Origin of the sequence: Endobacterium cereale, from assembly GCF_009617585.1 — a bacterium.
GTDB lineage: Bacteria > Pseudomonadota > Alphaproteobacteria > Rhizobiales > Rhizobiaceae > Neorhizobium > Neorhizobium cereale.
Window position 1 is genome coordinate 261,212 of sequence record NZ_WIXI01000022.1, and the last position, 15,409, is coordinate 276,620.

At 59.1% G+C, this 15,409-nt stretch carries 14 protein-coding genes and 1 pseudogene; 9 read left to right on the forward strand and 6 right to left on the reverse strand.

Annotated elements, in window-relative coordinates:
* The first annotated feature begins 5 nt into the window (after positions 1–5).
* Complete coding sequence (hemW, locus tag GAO09_RS01500; protein WP_153352291.1) at positions 6–1,196, forward strand: radical SAM family heme chaperone HemW; 1,191 nt, start codon at positions 6–8, stop codon at positions 1,194–1,196.
* A gap of 9 nt (positions 1,197–1,205) precedes the next feature.
* Complete coding sequence (locus GAO09_RS01505) at positions 1,206–1,949, forward strand: class I SAM-dependent methyltransferase (RefSeq protein ID WP_153352292.1); 744 nt, start codon at positions 1,206–1,208, stop codon at positions 1,947–1,949.
* A gap of 3 nt (positions 1,950–1,952) precedes the next feature.
* Here the strand turns inward: GAO09_RS01505 and GAO09_RS01510 are convergent, their stop codons facing one another.
* From GAO09_RS01510 to GAO09_RS01520, 3 genes are all read right to left on the reverse strand, one after another.
* Positions 1,953–2,549, reverse strand: coding sequence for a class I SAM-dependent methyltransferase (locus tag GAO09_RS01510; protein ID WP_153352293.1), 597 nt, complete (start codon positions 2,547–2,549; stop codon positions 1,953–1,955).
* A gap of 9 nt (positions 2,550–2,558) precedes the next feature.
* Positions 2,559–3,173 carry a LysE family translocator gene (locus GAO09_RS01515; protein ID WP_324184953.1) on the reverse strand — a complete coding sequence of 205 codons (615 nt, stop codon included), beginning with the start codon at positions 3,171–3,173 and terminating at the stop codon, positions 2,559–2,561.
* Positions 3,174–3,267: 94 nt separating this feature from the next.
* Entirely contained in the window at positions 3,268–3,603 is a 336-nt protein-coding gene (locus GAO09_RS01520) for a metalloregulator ArsR/SmtB family transcription factor (protein ID WP_153352687.1), read from the reverse strand.
* A 106-nt stretch (positions 3,604–3,709) separates the two neighbouring features.
* Between GAO09_RS01520 and GAO09_RS01525 the strand changes: the two genes are divergently transcribed.
* Positions 3,710–4,210, forward strand: a complete 501-nt coding sequence (locus GAO09_RS01525; protein ID WP_209018566.1) for an SRPBCC family protein — start codon at positions 3,710–3,712, stop codon at positions 4,208–4,210.
* Positions 4,207–4,671 carry a hypothetical protein gene (locus GAO09_RS01530; RefSeq protein ID WP_153352294.1) on the forward strand — a complete coding sequence of 155 codons (465 nt, stop codon included), beginning with the start codon at positions 4,207–4,209 and terminating at the stop codon, positions 4,669–4,671. Before GAO09_RS01525 ends, GAO09_RS01530 begins: the two co-directional genes overlap by 4 nt.
* A gap of 3 nt (positions 4,672–4,674) precedes the next feature.
* Here GAO09_RS01530 and dnaA read toward each other — a convergent pair whose 3' ends face one another.
* The 3 genes from dnaA to mutM form a co-directional block, all read right to left on the reverse strand.
* A complete protein-coding gene (dnaA, locus tag GAO09_RS01535) occupies positions 4,675–6,252 on the reverse strand; it encodes a chromosomal replication initiator protein DnaA (RefSeq protein ID WP_153352295.1) in 1,578 nt (525 codons plus the stop codon).
* Positions 6,253–7,104: 852 nt separating this feature from the next.
* Positions 7,105–7,371 (reverse strand): 30S ribosomal protein S20, encoded by a 267-nt coding sequence (gene rpsT, locus GAO09_RS01540; protein ID WP_132276416.1) that lies wholly within the window; start codon positions 7,369–7,371, stop codon positions 7,105–7,107.
* Between the two features lie 218 nt (positions 7,372–7,589).
* Complete coding sequence (gene mutM, locus GAO09_RS01545; protein WP_153352296.1) at positions 7,590–8,480, reverse strand: bifunctional DNA-formamidopyrimidine glycosylase/DNA-(apurinic or apyrimidinic site) lyase; 891 nt, start codon at positions 8,478–8,480, stop codon at positions 7,590–7,592.
* Positions 8,481–8,641: 161 nt separating this feature from the next.
* Here mutM and ubiE point away from each other — a divergent pair, with 161 nt between their 5' ends.
* From ubiE to GAO09_RS01570, 5 genes and pseudogenes are all read left to right on the forward strand, one after another.
* Positions 8,642–9,418: a bifunctional demethylmenaquinone methyltransferase/2-methoxy-6-polyprenyl-1,4-benzoquinol methylase UbiE gene (ubiE, locus tag GAO09_RS01550; protein ID WP_153352297.1), complete on the forward strand. Its 777-nt coding sequence runs from the start codon at positions 8,642–8,644 to the stop codon at positions 9,416–9,418.
* A 9-nt stretch (positions 9,419–9,427) separates the two neighbouring features.
* Positions 9,428–10,990 (forward strand): 2-polyprenylphenol 6-hydroxylase, encoded by a 1,563-nt coding sequence (gene ubiB, locus GAO09_RS01555; protein ID WP_153352298.1) that lies wholly within the window; start codon positions 9,428–9,430, stop codon positions 10,988–10,990.
* A gap of 120 nt (positions 10,991–11,110) precedes the next feature.
* On the forward strand, positions 11,111–12,721 hold the full coding sequence (locus tag GAO09_RS01560) for an aromatic amino acid ammonia-lyase (protein ID WP_153352689.1): 1,611 nt from the start codon (positions 11,111–11,113) through the stop codon (positions 12,719–12,721).
* Between the two features lie 53 nt (positions 12,722–12,774).
* Positions 12,775–14,156: pseudogene (locus tag GAO09_RS01565) on the forward strand (dihydroorotase).
* Positions 14,156–15,406 (forward strand): Zn-dependent hydrolase, encoded by a 1,251-nt coding sequence (locus GAO09_RS01570; protein ID WP_153352299.1) that lies wholly within the window; start codon positions 14,156–14,158, stop codon positions 15,404–15,406. Before GAO09_RS01565 ends, GAO09_RS01570 begins: the two are co-directional and overlap by 1 nt.
* Positions 15,407–15,409: the final 3 nt, after the last annotated feature.

Genomic DNA, 15,409 nt, shown 5'->3' on the forward strand with positions numbered 1-15,409 from the left:
ACCCTATGGACACCGTGCTCGACCGCCATGCCAAACTTCTGCCCGATACCGGTGAACCCGGTTTCGGGGTCTATGTGCATTGGCCCTTCTGTGCCGCCAAGTGTCCCTACTGCGACTTCAACAGCCATGTCCGCCACCAGCCGGTCGATCAGGAACGGTTCACCGCCGCTTTCCTGAAGGAAATGGCGTGGATGCGGCAGATGAGCGGCCCGAAAACCGTGACAAGCGTGTTTCTGGGCGGCGGCACGCCGTCGCTGATGCATCCGAACACGGTGTCGGCCATTCTCGACGGCATTGCCAAAAACTGGCACATGCCCGATGGCATCGAGATCACCATGGAAGCCAATCCTTCCAGCGTCGAGGCCGAGCGTTTTCGCGGTTACCGCGCCGGTGGCGTCAATCGTGTGTCGCTGGGCGTGCAGGCGCTGAACGACCGCGACCTGAAATTTTTGGGCCGCCTGCATGACGTGGAAGACGCGCTGAAGGCGATCAAGTTGGCGCGCGACATCTTTCCACGCATGTCCTTCGACCTGATCTATGCCCGTCCGAAACAGACCGTGGCCGAGTGGGAAAAGGAACTGCATCAGGCCATCGACTTTGCCGTCGATCATCTGTCGCTCTACCAGCTGACCATCGAGGAAGGCACACCCTTCTATGGCCTGCACAAGGCCGGAAAGCTGATCGTGCCGGATGGTGACCAGTCCGCCGATCTTTACGAGGCGACGCAGGAAATTACCGCGCGTTTTGGCATGCCGGCCTATGAAGTGTCCAACCACGCCGTGCCCGGCGCGGAAAGCCGCCATAACCTGACCTATTGGCGTTACGGCGATTATGCCGGCATCGGCCCCGGCGCGCATGGTCGCCTGTCGCGCGGTTCGTTCAAGATCGCCACCGCCACCGAGCGCAAGCCGGAAGCCTGGCTCGACCTCGTGGAAGCGCATGACCATGGCATGGTGGAACAGGAACAGCTTGGCTTCGACGAGATGGCCGACGAACTGCTGCTGATGGGCCTGCGCCTGACCGAGGGCGTCGACCTTGCCCGCTGGAGCCAGCTTTCCGGCCGCGACCCCAACCCGGAGCGCGAACAGACTTTACTGGAACACGGGTTTATCGAACGCATCGGCAATTCAAGGCTTCGCTGCACGCCCTCCGGCATGTTGATCCTCGATGCCGTGGTGGCTGATCTGGCCTTTTGAGGTTTTGACATGCCGGTCGATGACGCTTTTGCCCGCACCGACCTTGCCCGACTTTACGACGTGCTCAATCCGGCCGGCCCGGATACCGATTTTTATCTGCGGCTGGTCGCCGGACACTCGTCCATCCTCGATATCGGCTGCGGCACCGGCCTGTTGACCCGGCTTTACGCCGAGGCCGGACATAACGTCACAGGCGTGGAGCCAGCAGAAGGCATGCTGACGGTCGCCCAACAGAACGATGCCGACAGTCTTGTAGAATGGGTTGCGGCAACCGCGGCCGACTTTGTCAGCGACAAGCGTTTCGATCTCGTGGTGATGACGGGACATGTGTTCCAGGTTTTTCTCGACGGGGCCGAAACGCTGGCCGCGTTGGAAAACATATGCCGGCATCTGAAACCGGGTGGCCGTCTGGCGTTTGATAGCCGTAACCCGCTGGTTCGGACTTTCGCTGACTGGACCGAGGAGAAAACCCGACGGCGGATCGCTGTCGGTGACGTAGGTGACGTTGACGTCCATCACCAGCTTCTTGCGGTCGACGACGAACGGGTGACTTTTGAAAGCGTGTTCGACTTCATCGGTACCGCCAGACGCGAGACAAGTGACAGCACCTTGCGTTTTCCGTCACAGGAGACGATTTCGACGCTTCTGGCGGACGCCGGGTTTGCAGACGTGACCTGGCTTGGCGACTGGGACGGATCGGCATTTGCGGCGGATAGCCGCGAAATCATCGTGATCGCACGCAGCGCTGGCTGACCATCACGCCTTGACCGCCAGAAGATGCAGCCAGTCGGTTGGTTGGCCGTCATAGGCACCGCCGTGGTTCAGGTCGAAGCCAAGCATCTGCCACGGCAGCGTTTCGCAAAGCGCTTTCAGCCAAGGCTCGGACGGGTAGTTGAAATAACGACCGAGAGCGTCATGCCCTTCCGCCTGCCCAGCCTTGAAACTGGCATAAAAAACACCACCGGGGCGCAGTGCCCGATGGATGCGGGCAAGCACGGAACCGAGTTGCGCGCGCGGCACATGCAGAAGGCAGGCATTGGCCCAGACACCATCGAAGGCGGACACTGCGTCGATCTCATCAAAGGGCAGGACCGAGACCGGCATTTTCAGACGACGTGACGCCTCGGCAGCGATTTCGGCAATGCCGTCGGTGGGTGTCACGCGAAAACCTAGGGACAGCATTTCCGCGCTGTCGCGCCCGTTGCCGCAGCCAAGCTCCAGAATTCTGGCGCCTTTTGTCAGGCGTGCGAGAAAGGGATCGAGACGCTCGCGGCTAGGACTATCAGCGTGTTCGACATAGATTTTGGCATTGTTCGCATAGAACCGGCTGGTGAGATCCTGCGGCTCCGTCATGACCCTCTCCTATCGCGACAACATCAGCTTGGTGCCAAAACCCAGAAACACCATGCCGACGCCGAGATCGATCTTCTTTTTGGCTTTCAGATAACCGGCGGCAACGCGCGGATGGGTAATGAGGCCAACAAGGCAAGTGTAATAGAGGGTCGAGATCGTAATCATCACCACAATGGCCGCCAGCCCGTAAAAGAATGGCGTCCCGACCGGCATAGTGGCGGCAAACAGCGATGCCACGAACAAAGCTGATTTGGGATTGGCGAGATTGGTGGCAAGCCCCATGCGATAGGCAGTTTTCAGCGGCACGTCGATCTTTCGATCCGCCAGTTCCGCCATCGGCCCGGAGCGACGCAGATCGCGAAGGATCTTGATACCGAGATAGACCAGATAAAGTCCACCGACGATTTTTAGCACCAGATAGGCAAAGGGTGCTGTCTGGAACAAGGCATTGATGCCTAGCCAGCCGGCAAGCCCCCAGAAAAATGTGCCGGTTATGGTGCCGGCAGCTGCGACAACCGCGACTTGGCGCGGCGCAGTGAGTGCATACCGCATGACGAGCAACGTGCTTGGGCCGGGCGTGATACAGGCCACCGCCCAGATGGTGGCAACGGACAGAAGAAACACTTTTTTCGCCCCTCAGGCATGTCTTGTTTTCTAAGACATGCGCCCTGCAATCGCTCGTGGTCAAGGGGAGATTGTGCAGTGTGTGATGCCCGCCCTATTCCGCCGGTTTGTCCGCCTCACCTGCCTTGGCCTTGCGGGCAAGCTCGGCACTTTCGCGCCTGATCGGCCCGCCGATCGGGCAGACATCCTGGACGAAACCGGTCAGCGTCGAGGCCAACGTATCCGGCACCTGCTTGTAATAGACGAACTTGCCACGCTTTTCGCTGGCCACCAGACCGGCATGCTCCAGCAATTGCAGATGTTGCGAGATCGACGGTTTCGACATGTCGAAACGCGCGGCGATATCGCCCGCATTCATCTCGTGATGGGCGACATAGGCAAGAATTTTCCGGCGCACCGGTGAGGACAGCGCCTCGAAGATCATTTGCATCGACATAGGCACACATTACCAGAAGTCATTTAGCCAATCAATTAATTGTTGACAGAAAAACATTTAGACGATTACCTAATTATACAAACAAAAAAGGAGAGACGAGATGCAGATCCGATCACACTGGATTTTTGAAAGCGAGCCGAAACATATCTGGCCGAATTTCCTGCTGGCCCGCATGGATGAAACGAAGCCACTACTTTTCCGCCTCGGCATTCCCAAGCCTGTAAGCTGCAAAGTGCTGGAGGGCGAAGGCGCGCTTGGGCGTACCCGCCAGTGCACGACCGATCGCGGAACGATCGATCAGCGTATCGTCACCTTCGAGGAGAACAGGAAGCTGCGCTACAGGATGATCGCAAGCACGGTGTGGTGCCGCGACTGGGTGCGACATCTGGAGGATGAATTTACGCTGACGCCGCTGGAAGACGGCCGCACGAAAGTGGAGCGAATGACGGAGTTTCGCGCCGCCGGCTGGCTCTGGCCGGTACGGCAGATCGGGCTCCTGCTGGCACTGGCGCAGGCGCATCGTTATGCGGCGCGCAACTGGCAGCGGTTGAGCGAGGCGAGGAAAAATGCGGAAATTCAGGAAAGGAAGTGTGCGGCATGACGAAGAGAAACCGACGTCTGTTCCGCCTCATCTATCTTGCCGAGTTCATCATTCTTGGTCTGCCCGTCGTCGTACTTCTGGGATTTTCAGCGATCGTAGGCATTGTTTTCTTTACGGCAGTGAGCTTCGCACCCAAAAGCGCGTTGATCGGTATAACCTCCCTGCTCACATGCCTGAGCGGCCTGATGGCCATCATCAATTTTTGCAGACTGTCGACGGCCTATCTTTTTGAACCAATCGAGAGATTTAGCCACTATAGGCGCGATTTCCAGTTCGGCCTTGGATACGCCGCCCTACCACTGCTTTTCCTGCTCATTATTTCAACACAAGTCGCCTCAAGAGACCCCTTGTCATGGCCCCTGCTGCCGTTTCTGAGCGGCGCGGTGCTCTTAATCCCCATAACACATCTATGGCTCGCCCTGCGCGAGGCAGGCCGAGCCATGATGAAAGAATCCGGCTAAGGATCAGGCGTTGTTGTCGTTGATCAGGCGCTTCAGGAGTTCGATTTCCTGGCCGAGCTTGGTGTCGCCGCCGATCAGATCCTCGATCTTGCGCACGGCATGCAGAACCGTGGTGTGGTCGCGGCCACCAAAACGACGGCCGATTTCCGGGAAGGAACGCGGCGTCAGCGTTTTTGCCAGATACATGGCGATCTGGCGCGGCTTGACAATGACGCGGGTGCGGCGGTTCGACACCAGTTCCTGGCGCGAAACATTGTAATGGCGGGCGACGATGCGCTGAATGTCCTCGATACGGACGCGCTTGGCTTCGCCGGTGCCAACCAGATGGGCCAGCAGCTCATCGACGCGCTCAAGCGACAGAGACGGCTCGAAAGAGCGGCGGAAGATCAGCTGGTTGAACGCACCTTCGATTTCGCGACCGCTATTGGCAACGTTGCGAGCAACGTGGCTGAGGATCTCGTCCGGAATATCCAGCGACGGATCGTCCTGACGCGAGATTTCCAGGCGACGCTTCAGCATTTCGAAGCGCATCTCGTAGTCCGGTGTTTCCATCTCGATGTTGACGCCGCCCTGCAGACGCGAACGAACGCGGGTATCGAGCGATTCCAGTTCCCAAGGCGCGCGGTCGGCAGCAACAACCACCTGCTTGGCACTGTCGAGCAGCATGTTGAGAAGGTGACAGAACTCGTTCTGGATCATCTTGCCCTGCAGGAACTGCATGTCATCGATGATCAGGAGATCGATATTGCGCAGCGATTCCTTGAGTGTCAGGGCATCGTTGTCGCGGATGGCGGTGGCAAAACGCCACATGAAATATTCGGCTGTCAGGTAAACGACGCGCGGATTGCGGTCGCTGTTGACGGCGGCGTTGGCAATTGCCTGCAGAAGGTGGGTCTTGCCGAGACCGACGCCGGAATGGATGAAGAGCGGGTTGAAACGCACGGCATTTGCACCGGCATCCGCAATGGTGCGGGCGGCAGCAAGGGCGACGCGGTTGGACGGGCCTTCAACAAACGTGTCGAACGTGTAGCGGCTATCGAGCGGCGAACCGAACAGCGGGCCGCCGGCGGACGGCTGGCGCTGCGTGGAAGATGCCGAAGCCGACTGGACTGGCGTCGGGAAAGACGCGATATGGCCGATTTCACGCGGCGGCTGGCGACGGGCAGGCTGGGAAGCCGGTGCGGCCTCAGCGGCCGACGGACGCTCTTCAGCGCCGGCACGGACCGGACGGCCGGCAGTGCGCACCAGAATCTCGACCTTGAGGACTTCGGAATCCTCGGCCTGAATGATGGTGGTGATGAGATCGAGATAACGGTTGTTGATCCACGACTTCAGGAAGGTCGTGGGAACGCTCAACCGGACAACGCTCTTGGAAACGGAATGAAGTTTGAGACGTCCGAACCAGCTCGTGTAGACTTCAAGGCCAACCTGCGCCTTCAGACGCGCGCTGAACCGCTCGAAAAGAGCATCATTCTGCATTTCAGATTTTTCCCCTGCCGCCTGGGAGCAAACTGAATCCAACGTCTGCGGTACCGTATCGCTTTCGCCAAAAGCCCGGATCGGAGCCGTGTTCATCTGCATTGCTGTGCCGCCTTCCAATATTACTCACGCCCGGCGGCCATACTTTTGTACCGCCAGGTCGAACTGGTTAAATTGCGATCCGCCGGTCTCTCCTCGTAAGAGCCCTGCGTCTCGCAGCAATTTTTTAAATGCCCCGCGGATCAAAGATCCGATCGCGACTTACCAGGAGCCCTCTTTTCCCCGGCTCCAGATCACATCAATACGCGATGTGACCGAGACACCCCATCCTCGTCATGGGACATCAAATTCTTCTCTCCATAGGGCCGGCCACCGGCCCCACGCATTCGGCAATAACCAACCGCGCCGGAATCCTTGCGAATTCACGGTGTGCAACCGTTGGTTATATGAAAAAACGGAAACTGAACTTTCCGTCACAAGAGTCTAGAGAGTCTTAGTGCCCACTCTATACTTGGCGTTTGTCAGTGTTCCCGACAATTCCCCGCGCCTCTTGTTGAGAGCCATTTAGGCAGGATCACCTGACAAGATCAACAGCGAATTTTACGCAAAATTAAACGGCGCCCGTTGACTCTTCTGGTCTAGTCGGCATCGATTTAAGTCCTTGTTCGAGAATCTCTTTTGAATCAACGGGATTCAAAAATGAGGGGAATACTGGACGCGCGATAAGCGAAAAAATAAAAATTCGCTTGACTCAAAATCGGACAGGTAGCCCACCCCAAAAATCAGTGCAATGCAACCTTTCCTTCCATAAGCATTTGATTTTCAACGAATTTTTATGTCACTGACTTGTTATCAATTAGTCAAATAAGCCGGACAAGGATTCCCGCATAGCGGGAACGTGAAAAAGCCCGGTCAACGACCAGGCTTTATTCATAACAGCGATTTTGACGTTGATTAGGCCGAAAGGGCCTTAACGCGCTTGGCAAGACGCGAGACCTTACGGTCTGCAGTGTTGCCATGCATGACGCCCTTGGTGGCGGCGCGCTGAATTTCCGGCTGAGCGGCCTTGAGGGCTGCTGCTGCGACCGTCAGGTCACCCGTTGCGATAGCTTCTTCGACCTTGCGGATGAAGCCACGAACGCGCGAACGACGAGCCTTGTTGACTGCGGTACGGCGAGCGATCTTGCGGGTCGCCTTTTTCGCCGAAGTTGTATTGGCCATCTCATGCCTCTCTACGAATTCGAACCAAAACTCCACCATCGCCGCGAAGGGTCGTTGCGACCTCACCATTCAGCAATTCGGGAGCAATAGAGGAAGCCGTGATCAGGCTTTCCCAACTGTGGAGGGGCGTATAGCCTTAATGGGCCCAGTCGTCAACGCGCAATTTCACCGGTTTTGCCCGGATTGCGAGTCTTTTCGCAAGCCGCGCCACCTCAACCTCACCTTTGGCACTGCGGGCAATAAAAAGACGAGCGCCCGGCCTGGGTGACGCGATGGATCACGCCCGTACATTCCGGCGTGCGGCAAGCCTGCCCTTCCCTATCATACACAGAGAAGGAATGCTGAAAGTAACCAAGCGTGCCATCCGTCTGGATATGATCCCTGAGCGAGGAGCCACCGGCGGCGATGGCATCGGCGATGACCTCACGGATGGCTTGCGTTAAAGCCACCAGCTCTTTCTTCGGTTTGCCGGTCGGGGTGACGGTGGTGCCGGATGCCCGAAGTGGCGACAGATGTGAACGCCACAAGGCCTCGCAGACATAAATATTACCCAGGCCCGCGATATTGCTCTGGTCAAGGAGCGCGCTTTTGAGCGGTTGGATCTTTCCGGCAAAGCGTTTGGCCAGATGATCAGCCCCTAGAATATTGCCGGTGGGTTCCGGGCCAAGCTCGGCAAAGGCAGGATAGGTATCGAGTTCGGTTCGTGCCCACAGATGCATGAAGCCGAAACGACGCGGGTCGTTATATATGACACGCATCGGGCCGGACGGCGTCGTCAGATGAAAGATGACGTGATCGTGTTTTTCGTCCTTGGAGCGGGCATGATGGAAATTGCCGGGCAGCTCAGCGCCTGCCCCTTCTTCTATTCGGAAGGACCCGGACATGCCGAGATGGGCAATCACAGTCATGCCGTTTTCGAGGTCGATCAGCAGATATTTGGCGCGGCGCCCCAAGGCAGCAATGCGCTGCCCTGCTATGCGATCACCAAAATTTTCCGGAAACGGAAACCGCAGGTCGGGGCGGCGAAGCTCCAGCTTTGTGACGGTCGCGCCTTCCATGACCGGCGAGAGGCCTCGACGGACGGTTTCGACCTCTGGCAATTCGGGCATGGCTTTCCTAACTTCCTGTTTCAACGTCCGGCGGACTGCTCTATAGACCAAGCATAAGACGCCGCATGCACTTCATCACATAGTGTGCGGACAGGCCATTCGCCATGGCCCGATCGACCAGACACATGCCCCATAAGCGGGACAAGAAAGAGGACAACTCCATGGCTGAGACCCGAACCCAGGCAGACGGCGGCATGGAAACCTCCTACGGTTTTCGCGAGGTCAATACTGGCGAGAAACAGGGCCTCGTCAACGACGTCTTTCACAAGGTCGCCAAGCGTTATGACGTGATGAACGACGTCATGTCGGTCGGCATGCACCGCATCTGGAAGGATGCGATGATCAATGCCTTGAACCCGCGCAAGGACGCCGGTTACCGCTTTCTCGACGTGGCAGGCGGCACCGGCGATATCGCCTTCCGTATCGTCGAAGCCTCCGACAAACAGGCCAAGGGCACGGTTCTCGATATCAACGGTTCGATGCTGGGCGTCGGTGCCGAGCGCGCAACCAAGAAGAAGCTCGCCGATAACCTGACCTTCGTCGAAGCCAACGCGGAAGAACTGCCCTTCGAGAACAATTCCTTCGACGCCTATACGATCGCCTTCGGCATTCGCAACGTGCCGCGTATCGACGTAGCATTGTCGGAAGCCTATCGCGTGCTGAAGCGTGGTGGACGTCTTCTCGTTTTGGAATTTTCGGAAGTCGACCTGCCGCTTCTGGAGCGCGTTTATGAAGAGTGGTCGTTCAAGGCCATCCCGCAGTTCGGCAAGATGATCACCGGTGATGCCGAGCCCTACCAATATCTGGTGGAATCGATCCGCAAGTTTCCCAACCAGGAAAACTTTGCGACGATGATCCGCACCGCCGGTTTTTCGCGTGTCAGCTTCACCAATTACACCGGTGGCATTGCCGCCCTGCATTCCGGCTGGAAGCTTTAAGGGCATCGCATGAGCACGATCGGCGCCTATTTCCGCCTGAGCCGCGTGGGCTGGGTTCTCGTCCGCGAAGGCGTGGTCTCGGCACTGCCAACGCAAGGCATGCCGCCGATGCTGGCATTTGCCAAATCGTTGACCCGCATCTTTGTCAAACCGCGCTCCATCAAGGAAAGCCGTGCCGAACGGCTGGCCCGCGCCGTCTCGCGGCTTGGACCTTCCTATGTGAAGATCGGCCAGTTTCTGGCAACCCGGCCGGACGTGGTCGGTGTCGACTGGTCTGCCGATCTGGCGCTGTTGCAGGACCGGATGGCGTTTTTCCCGACCGCCATTTCCAAGGGCCAGATCGAAACGTCGCTCGGTCGGCCGATCGATGACCTTTACACCTCTTTCGGTGAGCCGATTGCCGCAGCCTCCATCGCGCAGGTGCATCCGGCCGAAGTGGCGGGCAAGAAGGTTGCCGTGAAGGTCGTGCGCCCCGGCGTGCGTCAGCGCTTTGCCAACGATATCGAGGGCATGTATCTGGTCGCACACATGCAGGAGCGCTTCATGCGCTCCTCTCGGCGCCTGCGTCCCGTTGAAGTGACACGCACGCTGGAACAGACCACCAAGCTGGAAATGGACCTGCGGCTGGAAGCAGCAGCGCTTTCGGAAATCGGCGAGAACACCAGGGACGATCCCGGTTTTCGCGTGCCGAACGTGGACTGGGAGCGCACAGGCCGCGACGTCATCACCATGGAGTGGATCGACGGCGTGAAAATGTCGGACGTGGCTGCTCTTCGCGCCGCCGGCCACGATCTCGACCAGCTTGCCGAAACGCTGATCCAGTCCTTCCTGCGCCATACGCTGCGCGACGGTTTCTTCCACGCCGACATGCATCCCGGCAATCTGTTCGTCGATCCGAAAGGCATCATCGTCGCCGTAGACATGGGTATTGTCGGACGCCTTGGCAAAAAGGAACGGCGTTTCCTTGCCGAAATTCTCTACGGCTTCATTACCCGCGATTACATGCGCGTCGCGCAGGTGCATTTCGAGGCCGGTTACGTGCCGAGCCACCATGATATTGCGAGCTTCGCGCAGGCGATCCGGGCGATCGGCGAGCCGATCCACGGACAGCCGGCCGAAACCATTTCCATGGCGCGTCTGCTGGCGCTGCTGTTCGAAGTGACCGACCTGTTTGAGATGGAAACGCGGCCCGAGCTGATCATGCTGCAAAAGACCATGGTCGTGGTCGAGGGCGTGTCGCGCATGCTCAACCCGCGTTTCAACATGTGGAAGGCATCCGAACCGGTCGTCGGCCAATGGATCCGTGACAATCTCGGCCCAAAGAGGATCATGACGGACCTCAAGGACGGCATGACGGCTGCGGTGAAACTGGCGGAAGCCCTGCCGGAAATTGCCGCCAAGACCGAGAAATTCCATGGCCAGCTGTTGCAGATGAGCGAACACGGCATTCGCTTCGATGCCCAGACAGCGGAAGCGATCGGCAAGGCCGAGGCGCGGCATACCCGCTCCGGCCGACTGGCTCTGTGGGTGATCGCGATCGCATTGGTCGCGATTGCGGTGATGCTGGCCTGACGGTCAGAACAAGAAGGAACGACATGGCCTGTCGCAGCCAGACACGGTTGCGAGGGCTGCGGATCAGATAGAATCCGCGCACGGGGAGACAGGATGAAAAAATCCGACAGCGTGCATGACATGACGAATTCAGAAAAGCAGGGTCCGGCAGAGGACGTCGCAGACCCGCATACCATCATCGAACTGACCGGCCAGCCGCTCGGTTTTCCCGAACTGATCCGCATTGGTCAGGGCGCTGTTCAAGTCACCGCAGATCCCGAAGGTTTGGCCCGCGTGCGAGTGGCGCGTGCAGTGCTGGAAAAAGCGATAGACGACGGCATTCCCGTCTATGGCGCCACCACCGGCGTCGGAGCCATGAAAGACGTCGCATGGTCGCCGGAAGAACTCGACGCGTTTAATCTCGGCCTCGTGCGCGCCCACCATTTCGGCACCGGCGAACCCTTTCCGATTTCCGTGGTGCGCAACGCCATGGCGCTGCGCGTCAACACGGCGCTGACCGGTTATGTCGGCTGCTCGACCGATCTGGTGGAAGCCTATCTGGCGCTGCTGGCGGCGGACGTCATTCCCGTCGTGCGCCGCACGGGCTCGATCGGCTGTGCCGATATCGGCCTGATGGGACAGATCGGCGCGGTGCTGACCGGTGTTGGTGAGGCGCATTATAGAGGTCGCCGCCTCCCCGCCGCACAGGCTTTCGATGAAGCCGGTCTCAAACCGTTCAAGATGGCACCGCGTGACAGTCTTGCGTCGCTCAGCGTCAATTCCGTCAGTTTTGCCGCTGCCGCTGAGGCGACGCGGGCGGCGGCCGGTGCGATCCGCACCATGCTGGCGACAGGCCTTGCCGCATCTGCCGCAATGGGTGGCTCGCGTGACCCATGGATTGCCGTTACCCATGTCGGCACCCCGCGTGAGGCGATGATCGGCAAATGGCTGTGCAACGCATCCGGCGGCTGGTCTGATGGCGGACAGGAATGGCCGACCGCCACGCATGTGCAGGATCCGCTTAGCTTGCGCATGATCGCGCAGGTTTTCGGATCGGTATTCGAAGCCGTGCTGACGGCGGGACACAAGGTGCTGGCGGCGACCGGACGCTCGGACGACAATCCCGTCATCGTCGATGGCCGGGTGCTGACCTCCGGCGGTTCCCTTCCTCTCGACGTAACGGTACTGCTCGAATCCGCCTCGCTCACCATGGCGCATGCGGCTCGGAATGCCTTCAACCGCTGTGTTCTGCTCGGTAATGGCCAACGGCGTGACCTGCCGGTGAACCTCGTGCCGCACGGGCGCATCGCCACCGGTTTCGGGCCGATCATCAAGCTCGCCGGCGAAATCTTTTCGCGGGTGTTGTCGATGACCAATCCGGTTTCGGCGCAGTCGCTGGTCGTGTCCGGCGGTATGGAAGATGAGGCAGCTTTTCTGCCTCTGGTGATCGAACGGTTTGAACGGCAGACGCAGGCGCTGAAACGTCTGGCGGCGCTGGAGGCGCTGCTCGCGGCACAGGCGATGGATATCTGCAGCGACAGGCCGGGTGGTGCAGCCAAACTGGTTTACGACGTGGTGCGCCGGCATGCGGATTTTTATACCGTCGACCGGCCGCTTTCGGCAGAAGTGGAGGCGATCGAGTTAGACCTTGCTTCGGAAGAGTTCCTTACCGAGCTTATCGCCATCTCGCCGATCCATGCTATCGATGGATTTTTCGCACTGGGCAGTTTTGGCGCTCAGGCGGCAGAATGAATGGCGATGAAAGACGAAGCATAAGTCAAGCAGGATAGCCGGGAGGCAGGGCAATGGCGGATTTCGATCTCGTGCTGCAGGGAACGGTGGTTCTGCCGGACCGTATTGTCGATCAGGGTTATGTCGCCGTGCACGCGGGTAAAATTGCCCAGATCGGCATCGGCGTTCCGCCCGCAGCTCACGAACGACATCTGCTCGGTCATGGAGCGCTGATCCTGCCCGGCGCAATCGATGCGCAGGTCCACTCGCTGTCCCAGAAGGATCAGGAGGATTTTGTCTGGTCCACCCGTTCGGCGGCAGCAGGTGGTGTCACCACCATTGTCGACATGCCCTATGACGAAGGCGATCTGGTTTGTTCGGCCGAGGCCGTGAAACGCAAGATCGACCATGCAGCCCCACAGGCACGTGTGGATTTTGCACTCTACGGCACGATCGACCCCGAAGAGGGTCCTGCCCGTATTCCCGAAATGGTCGAGGCAGGTGTCGCCGCCTTCAAGTTCTCCACTTTCGGCACCGATCCAAAACGGTTTCCGCGCATTCCCCCTGCCCTGCTTGACGCCTGTTTTGCCGCCATTGCTCCGACCGGATTGACTGCCGGTGTGCACAATGAAGATGACGAGGCGGTGCAGGCCTATCTGGCCACCGTCAAAGCCAGCAGTATCAGCGACTGGCGGGCGCATGGACTTTCCCGCCCGCCGATTACCGAGCTTCTGGCCATGCACACGATATTCGAAACCGGCGCACAGACCGGCTGCCCGGCGCATGTGGTGCATTGTTCGCTGGGCCGCGGTTACGACATAGCGGCCGCCTATCGCCGCGATGGTTTTGAAGCGACCGTCGAATGCTGCATCCATTACCTGACGCTGGATGAGGAAAACGATGTCAAACGCCTTGGCGGCAAGGCCAAGATAAACCCGCCCATTCGTCCCCGCGCCGAGGTGGAGGCGCTTTGGCGCAGGATCGCCGACGGCAAGGTGTGGCTAGTCTCGACCGACCATGTAAGCTGGTCGGAGGATCGCAAGACCAATCCCGACATGCTGAAAAATGCCTCCGGCGTGCCGGGGCTGGAAGTGATGGTGCCGCTGTTCGTCAAAGGTGCGCTGGAGCGCGGCATTTCGCTGACATGGGCGGCAAAATTGATGGCGGAAAATCCGGCAAGGCATTTTCGCTTGACCATGTGAAGGGTTCGCTGACCGTTGGGCGCGATGCCGATATCGTGGTGCTGACACCGGAAGAAAACGTTTATGAAGCAGCGGCGCATGGCAACAATGTCGTCGGCTGGAGCCCCTATGACGGCATTCGGCTGCCCTATAGCGTGCAGGCGACCTATCTGCGCGGCAGGCTGGCTGCCCGCGAGGGACATGTGATGGCGGAACCGGGACGTGGCCAATTTATTCGGCCGCCAGTGAGACATATATTAAAAGGGGATATTTGATGAAGTCCAATCTACCGGTCGATGCCACCCGTATTGCTCAGGATATCGAAGCGCTTTCCGAAATTACCGAACCGGGGCGACCGTGGACACGAAGGGCGTTTTCACCGCTGTTTCTGGAGGGTCGCGCCTATGTGGAACGACGGATGAAAGATGCCGGGCTGGAAACGCATATCGACCATGCCGGCAATCTGATCGGTCGCCGACCCGGAAGGAAGGGCGTTGGCACGCTGATGCTCGGTTCGCATTCGGACACGGTACCGGAAGGCGGGCGGTTCGATGGCATTGCCGGGTTGATTGCGGCTCTGGAAGTGGCGCGCTCGCTTTCCGACAGGGGCATCGAACTCGATCACGATCTGGAAGTTGTAGACTTTCTGGCCGAAGAGGTCAGTCCGTTCGGTGTCTCATGCATCGGCAGCCGCGGCATGACCGGGCAACGGCCGCAAGCCTGGCTGGAGCGCATGGCCGATGGCCGCACCCTGGCTGACGGCATCGCCGAAGTGGGTGGGGATGTGACGACCGCGACCGCCCGCGACGACATAAAGGGGTTTCTCGAACTGCATATCGAGCAGGGCACGGTGCTGGAGCGTGAAGGCATCAATATAGGCGTTGTGACGGCGATTTCCGGCATTACCCGTATCGAGATCATCATCGAAGGCCGTGCGGACCACGCAGGTACGACCACGATGCCGTTTCGCAAGGATGCGCTTGTGGCAGCCTCCGAGATCGTTCTGGCCATTCGTGAAACGGGCTTGGAACTCTCGAAGACGCCCGGACATTTTACAGCCACTGTTGGCGAATTCGCCATCGAGCCGAATGCCGCCAATGTCGTGCCCTCCCGGGTGCGCATGCTGATTGACGCGCGCGCCGAATTTGCCGGCGACATGGAGCTTTTTTCTGCGCAGGTTGAGCGGATCGCCACACAGACGGCGGAACGCTGGGGTGTGACCATCGCTGCACCGGAGCGGATTTCTCATGTGGTGGCCACACCTTGTGACGCCGGCCTGCTGGACATCCTTGAACAGACTGCAGGCCGTTCGGGCATCACTCATCGTCGCATGGCGTCGGGTGCCGGTCACGACACGGGCTGGATCGCCAAGGTGGCACCGGCAGCGATGATCTTTGTGCCCTGCAAGGACGGGCGCAGCCATTCCGCCGATGAATGGGCGGAAACCAATGATATCGCGCTTGGAACGGCCGTGCTGTTTGAAGCCGTGCAGGAAATGGACCGGAGATTGTCTGAGGAGAGCTGACAC